This is a genomic window from Massilia jejuensis, assembly GCF_042656795.1.
Classification (GTDB): domain Bacteria; phylum Pseudomonadota; class Gammaproteobacteria; order Burkholderiales; family Burkholderiaceae_D; genus Telluria; species Telluria jejuensis.
The window spans coordinates 16,680-36,772 of record NZ_JBHSMS010000013.1; the positions used below are offsets into that span (position 1 = coordinate 16,680).

At 68.3% G+C, this 20,093-nt stretch carries 17 protein-coding genes; 5 read left to right on the forward strand and 12 right to left on the reverse strand.

Annotation, left to right across the window (positions count from 1 at the left end; all coding sequences use genetic code 11):
* Positions 1–5: 5 nt before the first annotated feature.
* Entirely contained in the window at positions 6–2,654 is a 2,649-nt protein-coding gene (gene pepN / locus ACFPOU_RS03240) for an aminopeptidase N (protein ID WP_379717145.1), read from the reverse strand.
* A gap of 284 nt (positions 2,655–2,938) precedes the next feature.
* On the opposite strand from pepN, the gene sugE reads away from it, so the two are divergent.
* Positions 2,939–3,259, forward strand: a complete 321-nt coding sequence (sugE, locus tag ACFPOU_RS03245) for a quaternary ammonium compound efflux SMR transporter SugE (protein ID WP_379717148.1) — start codon at positions 2,939–2,941, stop codon at positions 3,257–3,259.
* A 48-nt stretch (positions 3,260–3,307) separates the two neighbouring features.
* Here sugE and ACFPOU_RS03250 read toward each other — a convergent pair whose 3' ends face one another.
* From ACFPOU_RS03250 to ACFPOU_RS03260, 3 genes are all read right to left on the reverse strand, one after another.
* Entirely contained in the window at positions 3,308–3,979 is a 672-nt protein-coding gene (locus ACFPOU_RS03250; protein ID WP_379717151.1) for a hypothetical protein, read from the reverse strand.
* 230 nt (positions 3,980–4,209) lie between these two features.
* Positions 4,210–4,458, reverse strand: a complete 249-nt coding sequence (locus tag ACFPOU_RS03255; protein WP_379717154.1) for a DUF3297 family protein — start codon at positions 4,456–4,458, stop codon at positions 4,210–4,212.
* 83 nt (positions 4,459–4,541) lie between these two features.
* Positions 4,542–5,516 carry a M14 family metallopeptidase gene (locus ACFPOU_RS03260; protein WP_379717157.1) on the reverse strand — a complete coding sequence of 325 codons (975 nt, stop codon included), beginning with the start codon at positions 5,514–5,516 and terminating at the stop codon, positions 4,542–4,544.
* Between the two features lie 129 nt (positions 5,517–5,645).
* On the opposite strand from ACFPOU_RS03260, the gene ACFPOU_RS03265 reads away from it, so the two are divergent.
* Positions 5,646–6,788 carry an acyltransferase family protein gene (locus ACFPOU_RS03265; protein WP_379717160.1) on the forward strand — a complete coding sequence of 381 codons (1,143 nt, stop codon included), beginning with the start codon at positions 5,646–5,648 and terminating at the stop codon, positions 6,786–6,788.
* Here the strand turns inward: ACFPOU_RS03265 and ACFPOU_RS03270 are convergent.
* From ACFPOU_RS03270 to ACFPOU_RS03280, 3 genes are all read right to left on the reverse strand, one after another.
* Positions 6,769–7,242 (reverse strand): hypothetical protein, encoded by a 474-nt coding sequence (locus ACFPOU_RS03270; protein ID WP_379717163.1) that lies wholly within the window; start codon positions 7,240–7,242, stop codon positions 6,769–6,771. The two genes, ACFPOU_RS03265 and ACFPOU_RS03270, sit on opposite strands and share 20 nt — an antisense overlap.
* 91 nt (positions 7,243–7,333) lie before the next feature.
* Positions 7,334–8,203: a pirin family protein gene (locus ACFPOU_RS03275; RefSeq protein WP_379717166.1), complete on the reverse strand. Its 870-nt coding sequence runs from the start codon at positions 8,201–8,203 to the stop codon at positions 7,334–7,336.
* Between the two features lie 32 nt (positions 8,204–8,235).
* Positions 8,236–8,832 carry an FMN-dependent NADH-azoreductase gene (locus ACFPOU_RS03280; protein WP_379717169.1) on the reverse strand — a complete coding sequence of 199 codons (597 nt, stop codon included), beginning with the start codon at positions 8,830–8,832 and terminating at the stop codon, positions 8,236–8,238.
* A 111-nt stretch (positions 8,833–8,943) separates the two neighbouring features.
* Between ACFPOU_RS03280 and ACFPOU_RS03285 the strand changes: the two genes are divergently transcribed.
* Entirely contained in the window at positions 8,944–9,861 is a 918-nt protein-coding gene (locus ACFPOU_RS03285; RefSeq protein WP_379717172.1) for a LysR family transcriptional regulator, read from the forward strand.
* Between the two features lie 311 nt (positions 9,862–10,172).
* On the opposite strand, the gene asd is transcribed toward ACFPOU_RS03285, so the two are convergent.
* Positions 10,173–11,024 (reverse strand): archaetidylserine decarboxylase, encoded by an 852-nt coding sequence (gene asd, locus ACFPOU_RS03290; protein WP_379717175.1) that lies wholly within the window; start codon positions 11,022–11,024, stop codon positions 10,173–10,175.
* Between the two features lie 237 nt (positions 11,025–11,261).
* Between asd and ACFPOU_RS03295 the strand changes: the two genes are divergently transcribed.
* Entirely contained in the window at positions 11,262–13,454 is a 2,193-nt protein-coding gene (locus ACFPOU_RS03295; protein WP_379717178.1) for a TonB-dependent receptor plug domain-containing protein, read from the forward strand.
* Between the two features lie 96 nt (positions 13,455–13,550).
* On the opposite strand, the gene pepA is transcribed toward ACFPOU_RS03295, so the two are convergent.
* From pepA to ACFPOU_RS03315, 4 genes are all read right to left on the reverse strand, one after another.
* Positions 13,551–14,399, reverse strand: a complete 849-nt coding sequence (gene pepA / locus ACFPOU_RS03300; protein ID WP_379717181.1) for a flocculation-associated PEP-CTERM protein PepA — start codon at positions 14,397–14,399, stop codon at positions 13,551–13,553.
* A gap of 276 nt (positions 14,400–14,675) precedes the next feature.
* Entirely contained in the window at positions 14,676–15,356 is a 681-nt protein-coding gene (locus ACFPOU_RS03305; protein ID WP_379717183.1) for a ribonuclease HI family protein, read from the reverse strand.
* A 95-nt stretch (positions 15,357–15,451) separates the two neighbouring features.
* Positions 15,452–16,114, reverse strand: a complete 663-nt coding sequence (locus tag ACFPOU_RS03310) for a YXWGXW repeat-containing protein (RefSeq protein ID WP_379717185.1) — start codon at positions 16,112–16,114, stop codon at positions 15,452–15,454.
* Positions 16,115–16,313: 199 nt separating this feature from the next.
* Positions 16,314–16,547 carry a hypothetical protein gene (locus ACFPOU_RS03315; RefSeq protein WP_379717187.1) on the reverse strand — a complete coding sequence of 78 codons (234 nt, stop codon included), beginning with the start codon at positions 16,545–16,547 and terminating at the stop codon, positions 16,314–16,316.
* Positions 16,548–16,832: 285 nt separating this feature from the next.
* On the opposite strand from ACFPOU_RS03315, the gene ACFPOU_RS03320 reads away from it, so the two are divergent.
* Positions 16,833–20,006, forward strand: a complete 3,174-nt coding sequence (locus ACFPOU_RS03320) for a penicillin-binding transpeptidase domain-containing protein (RefSeq protein ID WP_379717189.1) — start codon at positions 16,833–16,835, stop codon at positions 20,004–20,006.
* The last annotated feature ends 87 nt before the right edge of the window (positions 20,007–20,093 follow it).

Sequence of the window (20,093 nt, forward strand, 5' to 3'; positions counted from 1 at the left end):
GGCAATCACTTCGGCGCCGTCATGGCTTGCTTGATGCGCAAGCAGCGCTGGTCTTCCTGCTGGGCATCGCGCAGGGCGCGGCGGGTGCCGGCCGACAGGTCCGTCATCCCCGCCGCCGCCTCGGTCAGGCGCTTGACGCTGGCCGGGGTGCAGCTTGCAGGAATCAGCGCGGATGCATAGCTGCGCATGTAGACCGGGCCGGCCGCCTTGTCGATCGCGGGCAGCCCGGCCAGGCGCTGCGCGGCCGTCGCTTCGGCCAGCACGCTTTGCTCGGCCGGATACAGGCTGCCCATCGCGGTGCGGATTTTCGAAAACGGCAGCTTGGTCTGCAAGTCTTCGACCGTACCGAGCCATTCGGCCTTGATCTTCGGATCGGGACGGATCACGGCCGCGCCCAGCGCCGCGGCCTGGCCGGCGTCGGACCGGTCGCGCACCGCTTCGGCCGCCACCAGGGCGGCGGCGCCCGGGTGGTCGTAGCGGTTCAAACGGCGCACGATGGCCCAGCGCAAGTCCTGGTTGAGCGCCAAGCCCTCGACCACCGTGGTGCCGGCCAGCACGCCGGCCAGGCGCGCCAGGGCAGGCGGGGTGCTGGCCAGGTTCAGGTAAGCGTCGAACCAGCGGCGCTGGAAGTTGTCGTTGCCCTTGCTGGCTGCGGTCGCCTTCCAGGCCATGTCTTGCAGGTCGGTGCGCATCCGCCTGGCCCAGGCCGAACGCTGGCCGGTCAGGTCGAGGTATTCCTTCGACTGGGCGACCTTGCCCAGCACGTCGCCCAGCAGCGTGTAATCCTTTTCCAGCGGCGCGTTGGCCAGCACTGTCTCCAGGAAAGCGTCCAGCGGCAGCTTGGCGTCGAGCACGCCGTCCCACAGGCTTTGCCACAGCATCGTGCGCAGCAGCGCGTCGTCGACCTTGGCCAGGCTGGCGCGCGCGGTCTGGAACGAGCGCCTGTCGAGCTGCACCTTCACGAAGCCCCAGTCCTGGTAGTTGGGATAGACCAGGTCCGGGCAAGCGCTGCCCGCCAGGGCCGGCACCTCGGTCGTGGCGCCCTTGTAGGTCACGGGCACGGCGTGCAGGGGCACCAGCTTGCCGCCGCCGAGCTTGAAGGTGGCCACCTGCACGCGCTGCTCGCGCAGCGTCGGCAAGGCCTTGCCCGGCGCCGTCTGGGCAAGCGTCAACGCGCGCACTTTGCCGCCGGCGCAGCTGAAGTTCGCGGCGATCGTGTTCACGCCCGGCTCGTACAGCCACGCGCGCGTCCAGCCGGACAGATCGCGCCCGGCCGCGGCGCCCAGGCTGCCGATGAAGTCGTCGAGCCTGGCGTTCCGGTAGGCGTACCTGGTCAGGTAGTCATGCACGCCCTTGCGGAAGACTTCCGCGCCCAGCAGGTGGCGCAGCTGGATCAGGGTCGAGGCGCCCTTCGAATAGGTGATCGCGTCGATGTTGTCGAAGGCGTTGGCCGTCGACGGCACCGGCACCTCGATCGGATGGGTATTCGATTTCTGGTCCTGTGCGTAGGCGGCCTGCTTGCCGGTCGAGTAGAAGTGCTGCCACGCATTCTTGAATTCGGTCGCCTCGGCCGTGGCCAGGGTACCCATGAAGGACGCGAAGCTTTCGTTCAGCCAGAGCCCGTTCCACCATTGCATGGTGACCAGGTCGCCGAACCACTGGTGCGCCATCTCGTGCATGATCACCGAGGCCAGCGAGTGGCGCTGGGCGTCGGTCATGGCCGCCTTGTGCAGGAAGCCGCTTTCGGCAAAGGTGATCGCGCCGGCGTTTTCCATCGCGCCGTACAGGAAGTCCGGCACCAGCAGCTGGTCGTATTTCTCGAACTGGTAAGGAATGCCGAAGTAGTTGTCGAAGAAGGCCAGGCCGTCCCTGGTATAGCGGAACCAGTCCTCGGGCGTGACCTGCGCCGCCACCGACTGGCGCGCGAACAGGCGCATCGGGTAGGGGCCGCGCTTGTCTTCCCACACCTTGTACGGACCGGCATGCAGCGAGAAATTGTAGGGGCTCAGCTTTTTGGTCTTCGGAAAGACCCAGCGCTTCATCCGGCCGGCGTCCTCGATCGCGCTCTCGCGCGTGGTCGAGACCACATGCCAGTCGGCCGGGGCGGTGGCCGTGACCTGGTAGGTCGCCTTCAGGTCGGGCTGGTCGAAGACGGCGAACATCTGGTGCGCGGCGGCCGGCTCGAAGTGGGAGTAGGTGTAGACGCGGCCATCGACCGGATCGACCATGCGGTGCAAGCCTTCGCCGTTCGTGCCGTGCAGGCGCTCGTAGGCGATGACGACGGTGTTGCGGCCCCTGGCCAGGTCGGTTGCGTCAATCGTCACGAACCAGCCGTTGTACCTGGCCTGCACAGGCTTGCCATTGACGCTCACCGATGTCACGGTCGCCTGGTCGAGGTCGATCGTCAGGGGCGCGGCGGTGTCGGCCAGGTCGAAGGTCGCGCTGGTGACGCCGCTGAAGCTTTCCTTGCCGGTCAGCGTGAACGCGAGCGCGTACTCGACGTTCGACACGCGCGCCGAGCGCGCCGCGGCGTCCTGTTCCGAAAGAAAGGCGTTTTCGGCGCGCGGAGGCGGGGCGGCGTGGGCGCTGCCGGCAGAGGTCGATATGGCGAACGCGGTGGCGATGGCAAGTGCCCGTGGTGCAAAACGATTCAAGATGATTCCCTGTCAGAGCGTGCACCGCCCGCCGGCGCGACCGCGAATCGCGCAAGAATATCATGAGTGCAAGAGCAGTCCCAGGAGAAACGCGGCGCCTCCACGGGGTGTGCATACCCGACGCAGACGCGTCGATACCGCCTGGCGCGTAGTCGCGCTGCGGGCGCACCAGGCTGACGCTGCCGGCCGGCTTCACCGCGCCGGGGCCGAGCTGCGCCGCACCGTCCAGGTGTTATACTTGCGCCCGTTTTTCATGGACGGGCATGCCCCGCGGAAGGTCGACGATGAGCTGGTTTTACCTGGTGCTGGCGGGCTTGCTGGAAGTGTCGTGGGCAGTGGGGCTGAAGTACACGGCAGGCTTTACCAAGCCGATTCCAACCGCCTTCACGCTGCTGGCGATGCTGCTCAGCGTCGGCATGCTGGGCCTGGCCCTGCGTCACTTGCCGCTTGGAACGGCCTACGCGGTCTGGACCGGCATCGGCACCATAGGCACGGCCGTGTTCGGCATGATGATGCTCGGCGAGCCGGCCGGCGCACTGCGCATTGGCTCGATCGGCCTGATCGCGCTCGGCATCGCGGGCCTGAAACTGCTGACGCCGGCATGAAAAAAGCAGGCCGGCGGCCTGCTTTTGCTTCGCGCCCGGGGAGGCGCGTCAGAAACGGTAGCTGACGCCCACGCGCAGCACGGGATAGAGTTTCAGGTCCTTGACTTCCTCGGCCAGCTTCGCATTCTCGGCGGCCACGTCGTTGGCGAGCGTGGTGCAGACCGCGGCCAGCGCCGCGCAGCCGGTCGACGCCAGCCGGGTCCTGGGCGAGCCCTGGAAGGCCACGCCGAGATCCATGCCGAAGCCCCAGCCGGCCGCCTGCACCGCATTGCCCAGGCCGATACCGAGATAAGGCGCGAGCTTGCGGAACTCGACGTCGCCTTCCATCTGGCCAACGGCTGCCGGGCTGTAGGTGCGGCCATTGATCGTATAGCTGCCGTTCGCATTCGGGCGGGCATTGAGCTCGATACGGTTGCCGTTGTGGATCAGGCCGGCGCTGATGCGGAAGGCGCTGGCGAACGGGTGGTAGTCGAGCAGGGCGTCGACGGTGGCGAGTTTGAGCTTGAAGTCGTAGTTCACGTCCGGCGTATTGCCGGTGGACGAATAGTTGGCGTGGTTCAGGCCGACGCGGGCGTTGAGTTGGGGGGTGAGCGGGGTGGTGAGGTGCAGGCCGAGGCCGGTGCTGCCGGCGCCGAGGGTGACCGCGATCTCGGCGGCCTGGGCCGCGCTGGCGGCGGCGAATGCGACCAGCAAGGTCGACACAGTCTTTAACAGTTTCATCCAAATTCCAATATCCCGGCAAGCGCCGGTGCAGGCTAAACATTGCCCAAAGGCAATCCAAGTCGACAATGATAGGGGCCGGAATTTGGCCGTGCAAGCCTTTTTCCTAATGGAAACATCAGATGTGGCAGTCGGGCGACAGCTTGCCGGGGGCACACCGGCCGCGCTTTGCCCGTGGGGAGGAACGGGAAGATGCCGGCGGCGCCCATGGCGCCTGCCGGCGCGGCAGGTCAGCGGTAGAAGGCTTCGACCTTGCCCTTCAGTTTGATCAGCATCGGCTTGCCCCTGCGGTCCAGGGTCTTGCCGGCGGCAACCTTGATCCAGCCTTCGCTCAAGCAATACTCTTCGACGTCGAAGCGGTCCTTGTCGTTGAAGCGGATGCCGACGTCATGCTGGAACACGTCGCGGTTGTGAAAAGGGCTGCTCGGATCGATCGAGAGCCGGTCGGGGAGAGGGGGGAGGGTTGCGGTATCGGTCATGGGTGCGAATTATCCACTAGAACGGCAGCAGCGGCAACGCCGCACGCTAGCCCGGCCGGGCAAGCGGCCGCGCCGCCTGCCGCTCAATCGCGCCCGAAATCGGGATTGGCCCGGGTCAGGTAATACCACTCGGAATTGGCGCCCGCTTTCGCGTCCGGGAACAGGATCCGCCCCGAAAATTCCGCCACGACCGGCGTGCCGTCGGCCCTCGTCCCGATCCGTTCGCCCTCGGCGACCGGATCGAAACTGGCCCAGGCGCGCGCGAACTGGTCGCCGGCATCCTGCTTGTCGTGCACCACGACCATCTGCAGCGCTTCCATCTCGTCGAACGGCACCGGTTCCGGCTCCGGCGCCTCGATCAGTTTCAGGAACGCGAGCGTGTTGACGATCGCGCGGTAGGCCACTTCCGGCGCCTGCGGGTCGAGGTGCTGGCCGCATTCGAGGGTCAGCGCGTAGCCGCCAGTGGTGCGCATGTATTCGGTGGTGCCGACACCATAGCGCAGCACGGTTTCCAGTTCGGCCGCGTTCCCGCGCGAACGGCGCTGCACGCCGCCGCCATAGGCGGCCATCCAGCCGGTCACGAAACGGCGCACGCCCAGGCGGCGCGCCAGCGCGCGTTCCTTGTCGGCATGCTCGAACGCTTCGAGCGGGCCGGCGTTGTTCAGGGGACCGACCATCACGAAGGGCTCGCCGTGCGCGGCATTGAAGGAGTGCAGGTCGAGCAGCACGTCGTGCTGGGCCAGCAGCGGGCACAGCCAGTTTGCGATCCGGTCTTCGAAGTCTTGCGGCTCGTCTTTCGGGAACAGGTTGCGGTTCAGGTTGCGTTCGCCGTTGCGCTCGTTCCTGAAATAGGCGAGGGGATTGACGATCGGCACGAAGGTGACGCTGCCGGCGACGATCTTGCGCTCGCCGCTGTCGAGTTCGGCCATGACGCGTCGGATCGCCTCGGTGCCGCACATCTCGTTGCCGTGGGTCGCGCCCATGATGATCACGCTCGGACCGGCATCCAGGCCGGTATAGTTGATAAACTTGAATTGCAGATTCGGTACGGAGGTCATGCGTGAGTATCCCGGTGAGTATCCCAAGTAAAGCGCAAACAAATATCGGTGCCGTCATTTTATCGGGAAACCCTGGCACATGCGGTTTCGTCGTGGCATGATCCGCCACTCCCGTTTCGTCACGATCCCATGAGCGATACCCGCAGCCCCCGCCTGCACGGCCTCGATACCTTGCGCGCGCTCGCCGTCACGCTGGTCGTGCTCCACCATTACACGCTCTTCGTGTCGAACGACGACCACACCTTCGGCTGGGTCGGGCGCATCGGCTGGGTCGGCGTCGACCTGTTCTTCGCCCTCTCGGGCTACCTGATCGGCAACCAGATTTTCGCGGCCATGGGCACCGCGGCGGGACTGTCGATGAAGGCCTTCTACGCACGGCGCCTGCTGCGCACCCTGCCGAATTACCTGGTGATCCTGGCGATCTATTTCGTGTGGCCGGCCTGGGGCGAGAACGCGCCGCTCGCGCCCCTGTGGCGCTATCTGAGCTTCACCCAGAACCTGGGCCTTGCGCCGGGCACCGCGTTTTCGCACAGCTGGTCGCTGGCGATCGAGGAACAGTTCTACCTGGTGCTGCCGGCGCTGGCACTGCTCGGGGCCGCGCTGCACCTGCGCATGGCGGCCGCCTGGATCTTCATCGGCTGCGTCATCCTGGGCGGCATGCTGCTGCGTGCCCAGCTCTGGTCGGAGCGCGTCGACGGCCAGCAGTATGGGATTTACTTCTATTACAAGCTCATCTATTACGCGAGCTTATGCAGGCTCGACGAACTGGTGGCCGGCGTCGCGCTGGCCCTGGTAAAACACCGGCATTTCGTCCCGTGGACGCGCCTGACCCGGTACGGCAACGCCCTGCTGGCGGCCGGCCTCGGCGTCACCGGCGCGACCTTCTGGCTCTTGCTGGAGAACCGCCATGGCTTCGCCGCCACCGTCTTCGGCTATCCGCTGCTGGCGCTCGGTTTTGGCTTGCTGATCCTGGCCGCGCTGGCGCAGCGCTCGCTGCTGCGCGACCTGCGCATCCCCGGCGCCGGCCGCCTGGCCGTCTGGTCGTACGCGATCTACCTCACCCACCGCGGCATGGGTGCGGTCGCCGCCGGTCCCTTGCAGGAGCTGGGCTACGGCCCGCAGACGACGACGGCGATCGTGGTGCTGCTGGTGCTGTCGGTGTTCTCGGGGTGGCTGCTGTACCGGCTGGTGGAAGCGCCCTTCATGGCCCTGCGCGAACGCTACGTGCCGAGCAACCTGGCGCAGCCGGCCATCAGTCCCGCGCCTCGATGACGTCGAAAGCGGCCGGCATCGCGCCCAGGAACGCCAGCACTGCATGCACGCGGTCGCGCGCTTGCTGGCCGGCGCTCGCCTCGATGGCCGCGCGCAGGCCGGGGCGCGCTTCGATCGTGTACGGGCTGCGGTAAGCCTCGATCAGCAGCAGCACCAGATCCGACGGGGCGCCGCAGGAACGGCGCAGGCGCGTGTCGATCGCGGCGAGCAGCGTGCGCTGCATGGCCGGCGTCGGGTTGGCGATGTGGGCGAAGACAGAGGGCGTGTTGTCGATCGAGGCGCACAGCGAGCGCTCGATGGCCTCGGGCGCGAGGTCGGATGCGATATCGAAATAGGCCCGGTCCCAGTGCGTGCGCGCATGGATGTGGCGGGGCGGAAAACGGTCGACCGTCTCGAAGCCGAGCGCGAAGCTCGCACGCGCGAGCAGGTCCAGCAGGACGGGCATCAGGGGCATGGGAAGAGGGGGCAGTGACGCATGCCGGCAGTGTAACGCAAGCGCGCCGGGCGATCCAACGACTGCCCAGGCGCGCGTGAAACGGTGAGCCTTATGCGCTGAAGCGTCCGGCCCTGAAATCGGCGACGGCCTGCTCCAGCTCGGCCTGCGTGTTCATCACGAAGGGACCGTACTGCGCGATCGGTTCCCGCAAGGGACGACCCGCGATCAGGAGCAGGCGCGTCGGCGTCGCGGCCTCGAGGACGACCCCGTCGGCGCCTTCGGCGTTATCGAAAATCGCCATGCGCGTGTGCGGCACGCCCTTGCCGGCGACGATCGCCTCGCCGCGAAACACGTAGATGAAGGCGTGATGACCGGCCGGCAGCACCTGCTCGAAGCGGGCGCCCGCGGGCAGTTCGATATCGAGATACAGCGGCTCGGTCCCGGCGCGCTGCACGGCGCCTTCGACGCTATGCGTGGCGCCGGCGATCACCTGCACCGTCACGCCGGCGTCCGTCGTGAAACGCGGCACCTCCCTGTTCGGAATGTCGCGGTACCAGGGATCGCACAGCTTGTCCTTCGCCGGCAGGTTCAGCCACAGCTGGAAGCCTTCCATCAGGCCTTCGGTCTGCCCGGGCATTTCGGAATGGATCACGCCGCGCCCGGCCGTCATCCACTGCACGCCGCCGTCCGTGATCAGGCCTTCGTTGCCGCCGCTGTCGCGGTGGCGCATGCGGCCGGCCAGCATGTAGGTGATGGTCTCGAAGCCGCGGTGCGGATGCTCCGGAAAGCCGGCGATGTAGTCGCCCGCCTTGTCGCTGCCGAAGGCGTCGAGCATCAGGAAAGGGTCGAGGCGGCGCTGCAAGGCCTGGGTCAGGACGCGGTTGATCTTCACCCCTGCGCCGTCCATCACGAACTGGCCGCTGACGACGCGCTCCACGCCGCGCGGCCGGGTGACGGTCTGGTCGATCACTGCATGCATATTCTTCTCCTTGAAAACGCCGCCTGGAACATTCACGCCAGCGCCGCTTCGATCGTGGCGTCGGCTTGCGCGCGGCCCTCGCTCGCCGCTTCCGGACCCATTGCCTGAGCCGGCGAATGGATGAAGGTGTGGTCGGTCATGCCCAGGAAGTTGAGCAGCATGCGCACGAACGGCACCTGGGGATCGGCATCGGGCGGGTAGACGCCGCCGCGCGCGGTGGCCACGAACACCTTCTTGCCCTTCAGGAGGCCTTCCGGACCGGCCTCGGTGTAGCGGAAGGTCACGCCGGCGCGGGCGATCGCGTCGAACCAGCTTTTCAGCTGCACCGGGATGCCGAAGTTGTACATGGGCGCGCCGAGCACGACCACGTCGGCCGCCTGCACCTGGGCGATCAGGGCGTCGTCGAGCGCCACGCGGGCGGCCTGCTCGGGGGTGCGCGCCTCGACCGGGGTGAACAGGGCGCCGAGCGCGGCTTCGTCGAGCGGCGGATGTGGCGCGCGGGCCAGGTCGCGGGTGACGACGGTCGCGTTCGGGTTGGCGGCGACCAGCTTGGCGACGACGCTGTTGGTGACACGGGTCGACTCGGATTCGGCGCCGCGCAGGCTGGAAGTAATTTGCAGGATGTTCATCTTGGATTCCTTGTATGAGTTCGGCGTTTCGACATAGCCACTGTAGCAGTTCCAAAATCAATCTAGAAGCCGCTAGAATGGATAACATTATTCAGCCAGTGGAACAATCCAATGGAAGTCGAACCGAACGACCTGCTGCTGTTCGCCCGCATTGTCGAGGCTGGCAGCTTCAGTGCCGCGGCCACCCGCGTCAACCTGCCGAAGTCGACGGTCTCGCGCCGCATTGCGTTGCTGGAAGCCAGGCTCGGCGAGCGCCTGCTGCAGCGCACGACGCGCAAGCTGATGGTCACGGAATTCGGCGCCAGCCTGCTCGAGCACGCGCGCAAGGTGGTGGAAGAATCGGAAGCGGCCGCCGCCCTGGCGCAGCACCGCCAGGCCGCGCCCAGCGGGCGCCTGCGTATATCGCTGCCGGCCGATTTCGCCAACCTCGGCATGAGCGCGATGATCGGGGCATTTCTTGCGCGCTACCCGGCGGTGAACGTCGAACTCGACCTGTCGCCGCGCCGGGTCGACCTGGTAGCGGAAAATGTCGACATCGCCATCCGCATGGGCGACTTGCCGGACGACGCTTCGCTGGCCGCGCGCCGCGTCACGCTGCAGCGCTTCGGGCTGTACGCCTCCCCCGGCTACACGGCCGTGCGCGGCCTGCCAGAGCACCCGGACGACCTGCTCGGCCACGATCTGCTATGCCTGCTCAGCCGCGGCGGCGGCCCGCTGTCCTGGACGCTCACGCGCGGCAAGACGCGCTGGCAGCGCGAACTGCCGGCGCGCCTGACGGCCAATTCGCCCGACCTGCTGGCGCGCATCGCCTGCAGCGGCGCCGGCATCGCGGCCAGCTCGGAACTGTTCGCGTCGCCCCTGGTACGCCGGGGAGAACTGGTGCGGGTACTGCCCGAATGGCACCTGCCGCCCGCCACCGGCTGGGCCGTGTTCCCGGGCCGGCGCCTGATGCCGGCCAAGACGCGCGCCTTCCTCGACCTGATGGAAGAGATGTTTTGCAGCGAGGCGGGCGGCGATGGCGGCGGCTGACGCCATCGCCGCCGCCTCGCCAGGATCGCCGAAAGACTGGTGTCAGGTCTGACATTCAGACACGAACTCTGCTTTATTCCAGCTTCAAGCCATCTCCCGAAAGCCTGAATGGTTGAGTTCGCGTCCGAATGTCAGACTTGACCCCAGGTCTCCAGGTCTCACGAAAGACTGGTGTCACGAAAGGCTGGTGTCAGGTCTGACATTCAGACCCGAACTCTGCTTTATCCCAGCTTCAAGCCATCTCCGGAAAGCCTGAATGGTTGAGTTCGCGTCCGAATGTCAGACTTGACCCCAGGTCTTGGAGGTCTTGATCACGCCGGTCGGTTGCCCATCATCTCGCCAAGGCGCACCTTGCGCTCCGGCGCCCATTCCGGGTTGAACTGGATCGTGTTGGCCTTGAACAGCATCACCACCGTCGACCCAAGCAGGAAGCGTCCCATCTCTTCGCCCTTTTTCAGCACGACCGGCTGCGCGTCGTAGGTCCACTCCGAGATGCGTCCATGACGCTGCGGATTGACGACGCCGTGCCAGGGGGTCGCCATGCTGCCGACGATGGTCGCGCCGACCAGGACCATCACGAAAGTGCCGAATTGCTCGGACTCGAACACGCAGGTGACGCGCTCGTTGCGGGCGAACAGGCCGGGCACGCCGCGCGCCGTGGTCGGGTTCACCGAGAACAGGGCGCCGGGCACGTAGATCATGCGCGTCAGGCGGCCGTCGCAGGGCATGTGCAGACGGTGGTAATCCTTCGGGCTCAGGTAGAGGTTGGCGAAACTGCCGTGCTGGAACTGGGCGCCCAGGGTGGCATCGCCGCCCACCAGCTGGGTCGTCGTGAACTTGTGGCCCTTGGCCTGGAGGATGTGGTAATCGTCGATCGCGCCGAACTGGCTGATCGCGCCGTCCACCGGGCAGACGAAGTCGGCGTCGGCGAGCGGACGCACGCCTTCCTTCAGGGGCCGGGTGAAGAATTCGTTGAAGCTCGGGTAGCTGGCGATGTCGGAATTGGCCGCCTCGTCCATGTTGACGCCATACTTGCCGACGAACCAGCGGATCAGGCGGGTCGTCACCTTGCCTCCGCGGTGGCCTGCAACGCGCCCCGCGAACGTGGTCAGCGCCTGCTTCGGCATGAGGTATTGCGGCAGTACTTTGAAACGATCGGACACGATGGCAGCCCTTTATTACTTGTGATGATGGCGAATTATAAATAAGGGGCGTTGCGGTGCATATCTTTGTTTTGCGTACGTAGCCCGAATTCAGTGTAGCGCATTGCCCTCGCACGGGCCGCTTGCGCAGGGTAGTCCGCTCCCGCCGGAACATGCATATCGAAAATACATTCCCTCAAGCATTTAAATAGGGAAGAACTATAGGACAATACGCGTTCATAAACTTGGTTTTCTGATATGTACATCCTCTCACCGATCCGCCTGACCCTGCTCGCCACCGCGCTTGCCGCCGCCTTCCCTGCGGATGCGCAGGAAACGCCGCCCGCCGCCGCATCGAAAGCGGCCGGCGCCGCCGCGCAGGAGATGCAAAAAGTCGAAGTGCGCGGCAACGCCGACAGCTACGATCCGCGCCGCGACGATACCGCCACCAAGATCGTGGTCGGCCAGGCGGAGATCGCGAAATATGGCGACACCAACGTGGCCGACGTCCTGAAACGCGTGCCCGGCATCACGGTCAGCAGTCCGAACGGACGCAATGCGGAAATTCGCATGCGCGGCCTGGGGGTGGGCTATACGCAGATCCTGATCAACGGCGAGCGCGCCCCCAACGGCTTCACGCTCGATTCGCTCGCGCCCGACGTGATCGAGCGCATCGAAGTGCTGCGCGCGGCCAGCGCCGAGTTCTCGACCCAGTCGGTGGCCGGCACGGTCAATATCGTGCTGAAAAAAACGGTGCGCAGCGGTCAACGCGAATTCAAGCTCGGCGCACGCGCAGGCAGTGGTCTCAGCGGACCGACGGCGAATATCCAGGTGTCCGACAAACTGGGCAAGATGTCGTATTCGATCGCCGGCAGCGTGATGGCCGAGCAGTTCAAGCGCGAGGTCGCCAGCGACGAACAGGGCTACGACCCGTCCGGCAGGCCCGCCGTGGCACGCCATACGGATGGCGACGAAAACGGCCGCCTCATGCTGATCAACCTCGCGCCGCGGCTGAACTGGACGCTCGACAACGGCGACACGCTCACCTCCCAGAGCTTCGTGAACTCCGCCCGCTTTCGCAACGATAACCGCGAGACCACGACCGCCAGCCTGGGCACGTCCGCCTTCTATCCTGCGCTGAACTCGTCGCTCCGGTCCGACAACGATGTCGTGCGCACGGAACTGAACTGGGTGCACAAGCTGGCCAGCGGTGCCAAGCTCGACGTCAAGGCCAGCCTGATCGGCGGCCAGAACACCACCGACAGCCGGCGCACCACGCCGCCCGGGGCGGCGCGCCCGGTCGATAACCTGGTTCACCTGGAAGCCGAGGAAGCCGGCACCACCACGGTGGGCAAGTTCAGCAAGACGATCCTCAAGGACCACGCCCTGGGCATGGGCTGGGATGCCGGCTATTCCGTGCGCGAGGACAGCCGCGAGGAAAGCGAGGCGGGACGCCTGCTGTTGCCGGCGCTGCCCGATGGCGAGACATCCGACTCGCGCGTGGCGCGCCTGGCGCTGTATGCCCAGGACGAGTGGAACCTGACGCCGCGCTGGTCGCTGTACCTGGGTGCGCGCTGGGAAGGAATCCGCACCCGCACCACGGGTAATACCTTCTCCACCGGCCGCTCGAGCTCCTACGTCTGGAGCCCGGTGATGCAGACCCTGTTCAAGATTCCGGATAAGAAGGGCGACCAGATCCGCTTCGCCGTCACCCGCACCTACAAGGCGCCGAGCTTCCAGCAGCTGATCCCGCGTCGCCAGAGCGCGATCGACAACCGCTCGACCGATCCCGACTTCGCCGGCAACCCGGACCTGAAGCCGGAACTGGCGCTCGGCTTCGACGCCTCCTACGAGCATTACTGGGCCGAGGGCGCGCTGGTGTCGATCAGCGCCTCGATGCGCCGTATCGACGACTACACGCGCACCCTGGTCGATTTCGACGGCGCGCGCTGGGTGGCGATGCCGACGAACGCAGGCCGCGCCAGGACTCGTGGGCTGGAACTGGAAACCAAGTTCCCCTTGAAGGCGCTCATGAAGGATGCGCCGGCGATCGACCTGCGTGCCAGCCTGTCGGCCAACTGGTCGCGGGTGGAAGGCGTACCGGGGCCGGACAACCGCCTGGATGGCCAGACGCGCCTGTCGGGCAACCTCGGCATCGATTACAGGCGCGGCGAGCTTAGCACGGGCGCCAGCTTCGCCTACAAGCAGGGCGGCACCGTGCGGGTCTCGGAGCGCCAGACGTCCTTCATCGTGCCGCGGCGCGAGCTGGAAGCGTATGCGCTCTACAAATTCACGCCCCGGCAGCAGCTGCGCGTGGCGCTGTCGAACCTGCTGGGCCAGGACTTCGTCAACCGCGGCAGTTTCGTCGAAGAGGAGCGCGGACTGGTCGTGCGCGAAACCCGCTTCAAGGCCGGGCCGAGCGTGCGCGCGACGCTGGAGCTGAAGTTCTGAGCTTCCCGCCCGCCGGGCCGGGCGCATCTGCGGGAGCGCTAAACAAACATGGCCCGGCGTGCCGGGCCATGGGGCAGGGCGACGTCGGGTAGCGAATTACTTCACGCGGCGGCGCAGGACGCCCAGGCCTATCAGGGCGATGCCGAACAGCGCGACCGACCCTGGTTCAGGCACTTCGGCGAACTTGAACTGGCCGTTGCCGCTGATAAAGAAATGGTCGCCCGCGACGTTCGCGTACTTGCCTTTGCCGCAGCCGGAACCGGTGTAGCCGGCGAACTGGCAAGCGACTTCGTTGATCAGGCGCGCGGTCGGCTTGCCGACCGTATTGGCATTGGTGAAGGCAAATGCCGTGCTCGTCAGGGTCGACATGTCGACGCCGCGGTTGTCAAAGAAATAGCCCGCATCCATGGTGCCGGCGATGGTTTTGGCCGAAACGCTGACCTGGCCGTTGTCGGTCGGGTTGCCCTTGGCATCGACCGAACCGCCGCCGCCGACGAGGATGTTGAACTCGGCGATCACTTCGCCCAGATTGGCCCCGAAATAACCCCTGGTGGTACCGTATTGGCCATTAGTCTTGTTCTGGTACATTTTGATCGTGCCGCCGTCAAAGCGGAAGGCGCCGCCGAAGGTGCCGGTGCCGTAGCCGACCAGGGTCGCGGTAATGTTGCCGCCCTTGTAGTTAACCGGGAACAGTTGGCCATTGCTGTCGGCCTGGACCAGGTTAAAGACCGCGTGGTCGGTAAACGAGAACGAGGCGCCGCCGGTCGGCTTGATCTGAATGAAGGCGTTTCCGTTCACGTCCAGGTACTCGTTGATCTTCTGGCCCTTGACCAGGCCGGTGCCGACCGGGTTGAAGATCCAGTTGTTCATGATCGGAGCAGCCTGGGCCGCGCTGGCGACCATGGCGACGGCTGCGACGCAGCCAAGTGTGTTCAGGAAGTTCATCAGTGTGCTTTCGAGTGGCGTTGGAGTTGTGTATTGATGAGCAATTAGCATGCCAGCAGGAAATTTATCTGTAAAATCAGAAACTTGCGAATGTACGCCAGATTGTTGTCAACCTTTCTGTAAAGTTTTCCGACAGGGAATACCCGCCGCAACTTGTTCTCCCCGGTGACACCGCCCGTCTCAAGGCGTGGATGCCGCCGATGCCGGGGAGGCGATGGAATGCCGCCCGTCGAAACAGGCGGCACCGGGCGGCGCCCGCCCTGCAGGCGCGCGTGCTCATGGACGGTCATCGGAAGCCAGGGCACAGAGCCGGCTGGCGCGTTGCGACAGGGCATCGGCGTCCAAGTTCTTATGGCGCGGCACCCAGCGCAGCCGGGCGCCCGGCAGCAGCGCCAGTAGCGCCTGCACGCGCGCGCGATACGGCTGCAGGGCGGGAGCACCGGCGGCGTGCGGCGCGCTGGCGTCGTCGAGTACGACGCGGCTGTCGCCATACACCGTCAGTTCGTGCGCGCCGTGGCGCGCCGCTGCTTCCAGCACGGCGATCAGGGCCAGGTATTCCGCTTCGCCGCTATTGCCGTAGCCGGCCGGATCGCACAATTCGATCACTTCGCCGGCCGGGCCGAGCAGGCGCGCGCCGATGCCGCAGTGTCCGGGGTTCGGCCTGGCCGAGCCGTCGAACCAGGCGCGCCAGGGAGTCGGGGCGCCGTCGTGACGGGCACGGCGCAGGGCCAGCGCGGCCGCGCGCGCCGCTTGCCGGGCGCGCAGGTGCGCGGCCTCGCGTTCGCGCAGCGCGCCGCGTTCGGCCAGCAGTGCCGGCAAGCCGGCCGCGCCGGCGCTGGCGGCCAGGGTACTGCGCAGCGCCTCCTCGATCGGCACGCCCGTGCGCAGGGCCAGCCTGCGGCTGGCGGCCAGTTCGCCGCGGTTGGCGGCGCCTTGCAAGCGGTCGAGTTCGGTCATGGCGCGAGCATAACCGGTTTCGCACGAACGGACACCATGGGCGCGGGCGACACGGACATGAACGAAGCGCCCCGCAGGGTGCTTCAGGATGCCGTTCAGCGGCGGTACGGATTGTCCGGGCTGCTGTCGTGGCGGTTGCGGCGGCCGTCGCCGTCGCGGTCGCGGTCGTACTCGTTGAGCACGCCGTCGTTGTCGCGGTCGCGGTCGTAGCGGTTCGGCACGCCGTCGCGGTCGTAGTCGCGCGCGCCGATGCCGCGGTGGTGCTCGTAGCGATCGGGCACGCCGTCGCGGTTGCGGTCGCGGTAGCCGTGACCGTTGCGGTAGCCGCCGTCGTAGAAGCCCTGGCGGGCGTAGCTGTCACGCGATGCGTAATAGCCGTCGCGCGAAGCGTAGTAGCCGTCACGCGCGGCGTAGTGGCCGTCACGCGCGCCGTAGTAGCCATCGCCGCGTGGCGCCCAGCCGCCCTGGTGCATGTGCCAGCGGCCGCCGCGTTGCTGCCAGGCCGGCGGCGCGTACACGTAGCCGGGACGCTCGACGATGTAGCTGCCCGGCACCCAGTAGTGGCGATGCCCACGCCATTCCCAGTAACCCGGCGACCAGACATAGCCGCGGCGCGCTGCGGGGGCGCGTTCGTACACCGGTGCCGGCGGGGCCGAGCCGATATACAGTTGGACATCGGTTTGGGCCATCGATGGCAGCGGTGCAAACGCGGCGGCGCCGACGGCGATCAGGCTTGCAAGGGTCAGGCTGCGTTTCATCTCGTTCTCCATCTCCAAAAGCGGATGATTCAATATATCAATCGCTCGGATGGCGTGGGATGTTTGATGCACCTGCTTACAACTGAAACAGATTGCGGCAGCTCGGCCGCGACAGGCGCACGGACGGGAAGACGGCAGGAGGAAGCGGCGCCGCCGGACGCGCCTCAGGAGGCGGCCCGGCGCGCGTTGCGAGCGCCGTTCAAATGCGGATCCCGCCAGTACGGCGATCGGCCAGCATGGCAGGAGCCCGTACGGCGGACGGGCGCTTGCCCTTGACGACGACCACGGCCATCTTCGTTTCGGTGGCGATGCTCGAGTCGACGATGGCGGCGGGCCGGGCCCGGGCCTGCGGCGGGTCGGACAGGAAGCTGGCCGAGCCGGCGGCGGCAAGGGCAACGACGAAAACGGCTTCCATGTGCTTGGCGATGTTCACGGTGTTTCTCCTTGCGGTTGGCGGGTGGCGGGTGGCTTGCGATGTGTCCAATGTAGCCAGGGCCCGCGCAATACTCCACCGGATTGCGACGAGGCGCATGAAACGCGGGATGGCCTGCACGACGGGGCGACCGGCGCACCGCGCCGCGGGCGTCCAGCCCGACGGTATCGGCACGCTTATCGGCACGCTTATCGCCACGCTTATCGGCACGCTTATCGGCACGCTTTGCGCGTCCCCCCGCTAGGACTGGGCGAACGCGGCCATCCCGGCCGCCGGGGAGACGAGATGGGAGGAGTGTTCGCCGCGGTGCTGACCGACCTCGACGCCAGGCGCCGGAACTGGCGCCGCGCGCGCAACCTGCGCGCGGGCGGGGTGCGCGCCAGGCCGGCCGTGCGCCTGCCCGACTGGCACGCGGGCCCGCGCTTCTGGCTGGTCCTGCTCGCCGCAGGCCTGGCCCTCGGCGGCGCCCTGCTCATTGCCGGCCATGCCCGTTCGCTCGGGGCGGCGGCGCCGAACCGCCTGGCCGCGGGCGGGCCGGTGCGCACGCTGCCGGCCTTCCAGCCGGCGCTGCCGGGCGTGTCCTTCAGCGTGCCGGCCGTGCCCGGCGTGCACCTGGCCGCGCATCCGGGCGGCGCCCTGCTGGTCTTGTCAGGCATGCGCGCCGGGCGGCCGGTCGTGATCGACCTGTGTGAACAGGCACTGGCGCAAAGCGGCGGACGGCTGGCGCCGCTGCGCATCGGCTACCGCTTCGCCGATGTGGCGCGCTGGGCGGCGCGCAACGAGAGCGGGTCCAGCCCGGTCACGCTGCGCAACCTGGTGCTGGCCGGTGCGGACATGCCGCGGGTCGATATCGGCGGGTCGCTGGCGTCGCCTCTGCGGCTGGCCTGGCACGGCCGGGCGGCGCGCTGGATCGGCGACGCGAGTGCCGGCGGCATCGCGCGCGGCGAACGCGGCACGGCGGTCCTGGGCCGCGAGGGCTGGCTGGTCTGGGGCGAGCACGAGGCGCTGCGCGTCGCGCGCCGGGCCGGCGCCGCTTGCGCGCAAGGCGGCGAACTGGTGCTGACGCGCTACCGGGCTGCATCGGGCACTGCATCGGCCGCCCTGGTCGCCGCCTTTCCCGCGCGCGGAGGGGTGACCAGTGCGCGGCTAGCTCCCGGCGACTACCGCGTTCCGGAGGCCGCCGCGGCGGCCCTGGAAGACGGCGCCCTGTTCGACGGCTTGCTGGCGCGTGGCCTGGTGCGCGTCTCGCCGGGCGCAATGATCGCGACGGCGCCGCGCGACCTGCCGGCATGGCGCGCGGCCACCCCGGGCCAGCGCGCGGCCGACCTGCGCGGCTGGGACCATGTCGTGCTCGACGCGGCGGGCCGGCGCCTGCTCGAGCGGCTCCACCATCGCGCCGACGGCGCCTATGTGCGCGAACAGATCCGCCTCTTCAATGGCGAGCGGCGCCTGCTGGCCTGGCGCCTGCGCCCGGGACCGTCGGCCGGCGCCTGGCGCGTCGAGGCGGGCGCGAATGCAGTCGCCACCGACGAGGCGATGCCGCTGGGCGCGGCGCGCCTGTTCGACCGCCTGCCGCAGGGCTGGACGCCGTGGCGGCGCGTGGCCGACTGGCCGGGCGGCGCCGCCAATGCCCGGCTCGTGCTGACGCTGGCGCAGCCGGCGCGTGGCGACGAACGCATCGCCCTGATGGTCGCCGGCCAGGTGACGCGCATCGATGGCGCGCTGCCCGCCGCGACGCGCCCGGCCTGCGCGGGCCGCGCCTGCCGCCGGCCGGACGACGTGCGCGAACTGGTGCTGGTGCCGCATGCGGGCGCGCGCCAGGTCGTGCTCGCCGCCGCGCCGCTCGACCTGGCCGGCATGGGCGGAAGCGGCGACGCCGCTTACCGCCACCTGCAACTCGAGCATGGCCGGCTCGCGTGGCGGGCGCTTCCCCGCGCGGGGCAGGCCACGGCGCCGGCGCCGGTGCAGGTGCCGGTGCCGGTTCTGCTGGCAGACCGCGCGGGCACGCCGCTGTGGGGCGCCGGCGCCGTCACCGCCGCCGCGCGCGCGGCCGGGCTGGGCACGCTGCTCGGCCTGCACCCCGGCCAGGCGAGCAGCGTGGCCGGCATGCTGGCGCGCCTGCCCTCGAAGGACGGCCGCGCGCACGCCGCCAGGCTCACGCTCGACCTGGGCCTGCAGCGCACCTCCCAGGCGGTGCTCGACTGCGTCGGGATGCGCCGCGGGCAGTGGGATGGCGCGCGCTGCCAGGGGGGAGCCGATGCCCCGGCCGGGCGCCAGGCGGGCCTGGTGCTGCTCGATACCGGCAGTGGCGACATCCTGGCCGCGGCCAGCAGCGGCAGCGCCGACCTGGCGCAGGCCGATTGGCGCGAAGTGCGCGCATTCGACCAGGTCGATCCCGCCCGCAGTCCCCTGCGCCAGGCGGCCTTCCAGCACGACGGCGGTGTCGAGCGCAGCCCCGGCTCGACCTTCAAGATCGTCAGCGCGCTGGGCCTGGAGCTGGCCGCCCGGCGCGACCCGCGCCTCGACGCGCTGCTGGACGGCATGCCGCTGGCCGGGATGGATGCGCTGGCCGCCAGCCGCGGCTTCGCCTTCCGCACCGATGCCGCGGCCTATCCGGCCGGCGGCGGCGCGCGCATCACGAACTTCCGCGACGCGGTCCCCGGCCGCCGCGCCCGGGACGGCAAGCTGGGGCTGAGCGAAGCGCTGTCCCATAGCCTCAATACCTGGTTCGCCTGGGGCGCCGAACTGTCCGACGCCAGCCTGTTCGGCAAGGCCCGGGGCGGCGCGCCCAGCCTGCGCGCGCTCGACGACACGGCCATGGACGGCGTGCGTCCGATCGCCGACATGGCGCGCCGCCTCGGCTTCGAGCGTCCGCTCCAGCTCGACGGCGGCCTGCTGCCGCCCGAGTTCGACTGGCGCGGCTGGGACGCGCTGCAGGCCAGCGCCGCCGGGATCGACCCGATCGGCTCGCGCCACGAGTTGCGCCAGATGGCGATCGGCCTGCGCATGCAGGCCACGCCCCTGCACATGGCGATGACGGCGGGCGCGGTCGGCGAAGGACGCGCGATCGCGCCGCGCCTGCTGCTGGCGCTCGACGGACAGGCGGCCAGGCCGGTGCCGGGCGCGCCGCTGGGGGTGCGGCTCGACCGGGTGCGCGCCGGCCTGCACGGCGTCGTCACCCACGGCACGGCGGCGGGCGCCTTCCGCGGCGCGCACTTCGACCGCCTGCGCGCCGGCCTGTACGGCAAGACCGGGACCGCGCCGGTGGGCGACGCCGGCCAGGCCACGGTCTGGTTCACCGGCTGGCTCGAACCGGGCAGCCTGGCGGGACAGACGCGGCGCCTGGCGTTCGCGGTATTCGTCAGCCGGTCGGACGCGACCGGGGGCGAGCATGCGGCGCCGGTGGTGGCGAGCCTGTTGCGCACCCTGGATCAAAAGCCCGAGCAGAAGGCCGACTGAGCCTCTCCAGCGCGCCTTGTTTTTGTGTTTGTATGGCATGATTTACAAAATCCGTTATCTGGCGGATACGCCATCACACCACGAGGA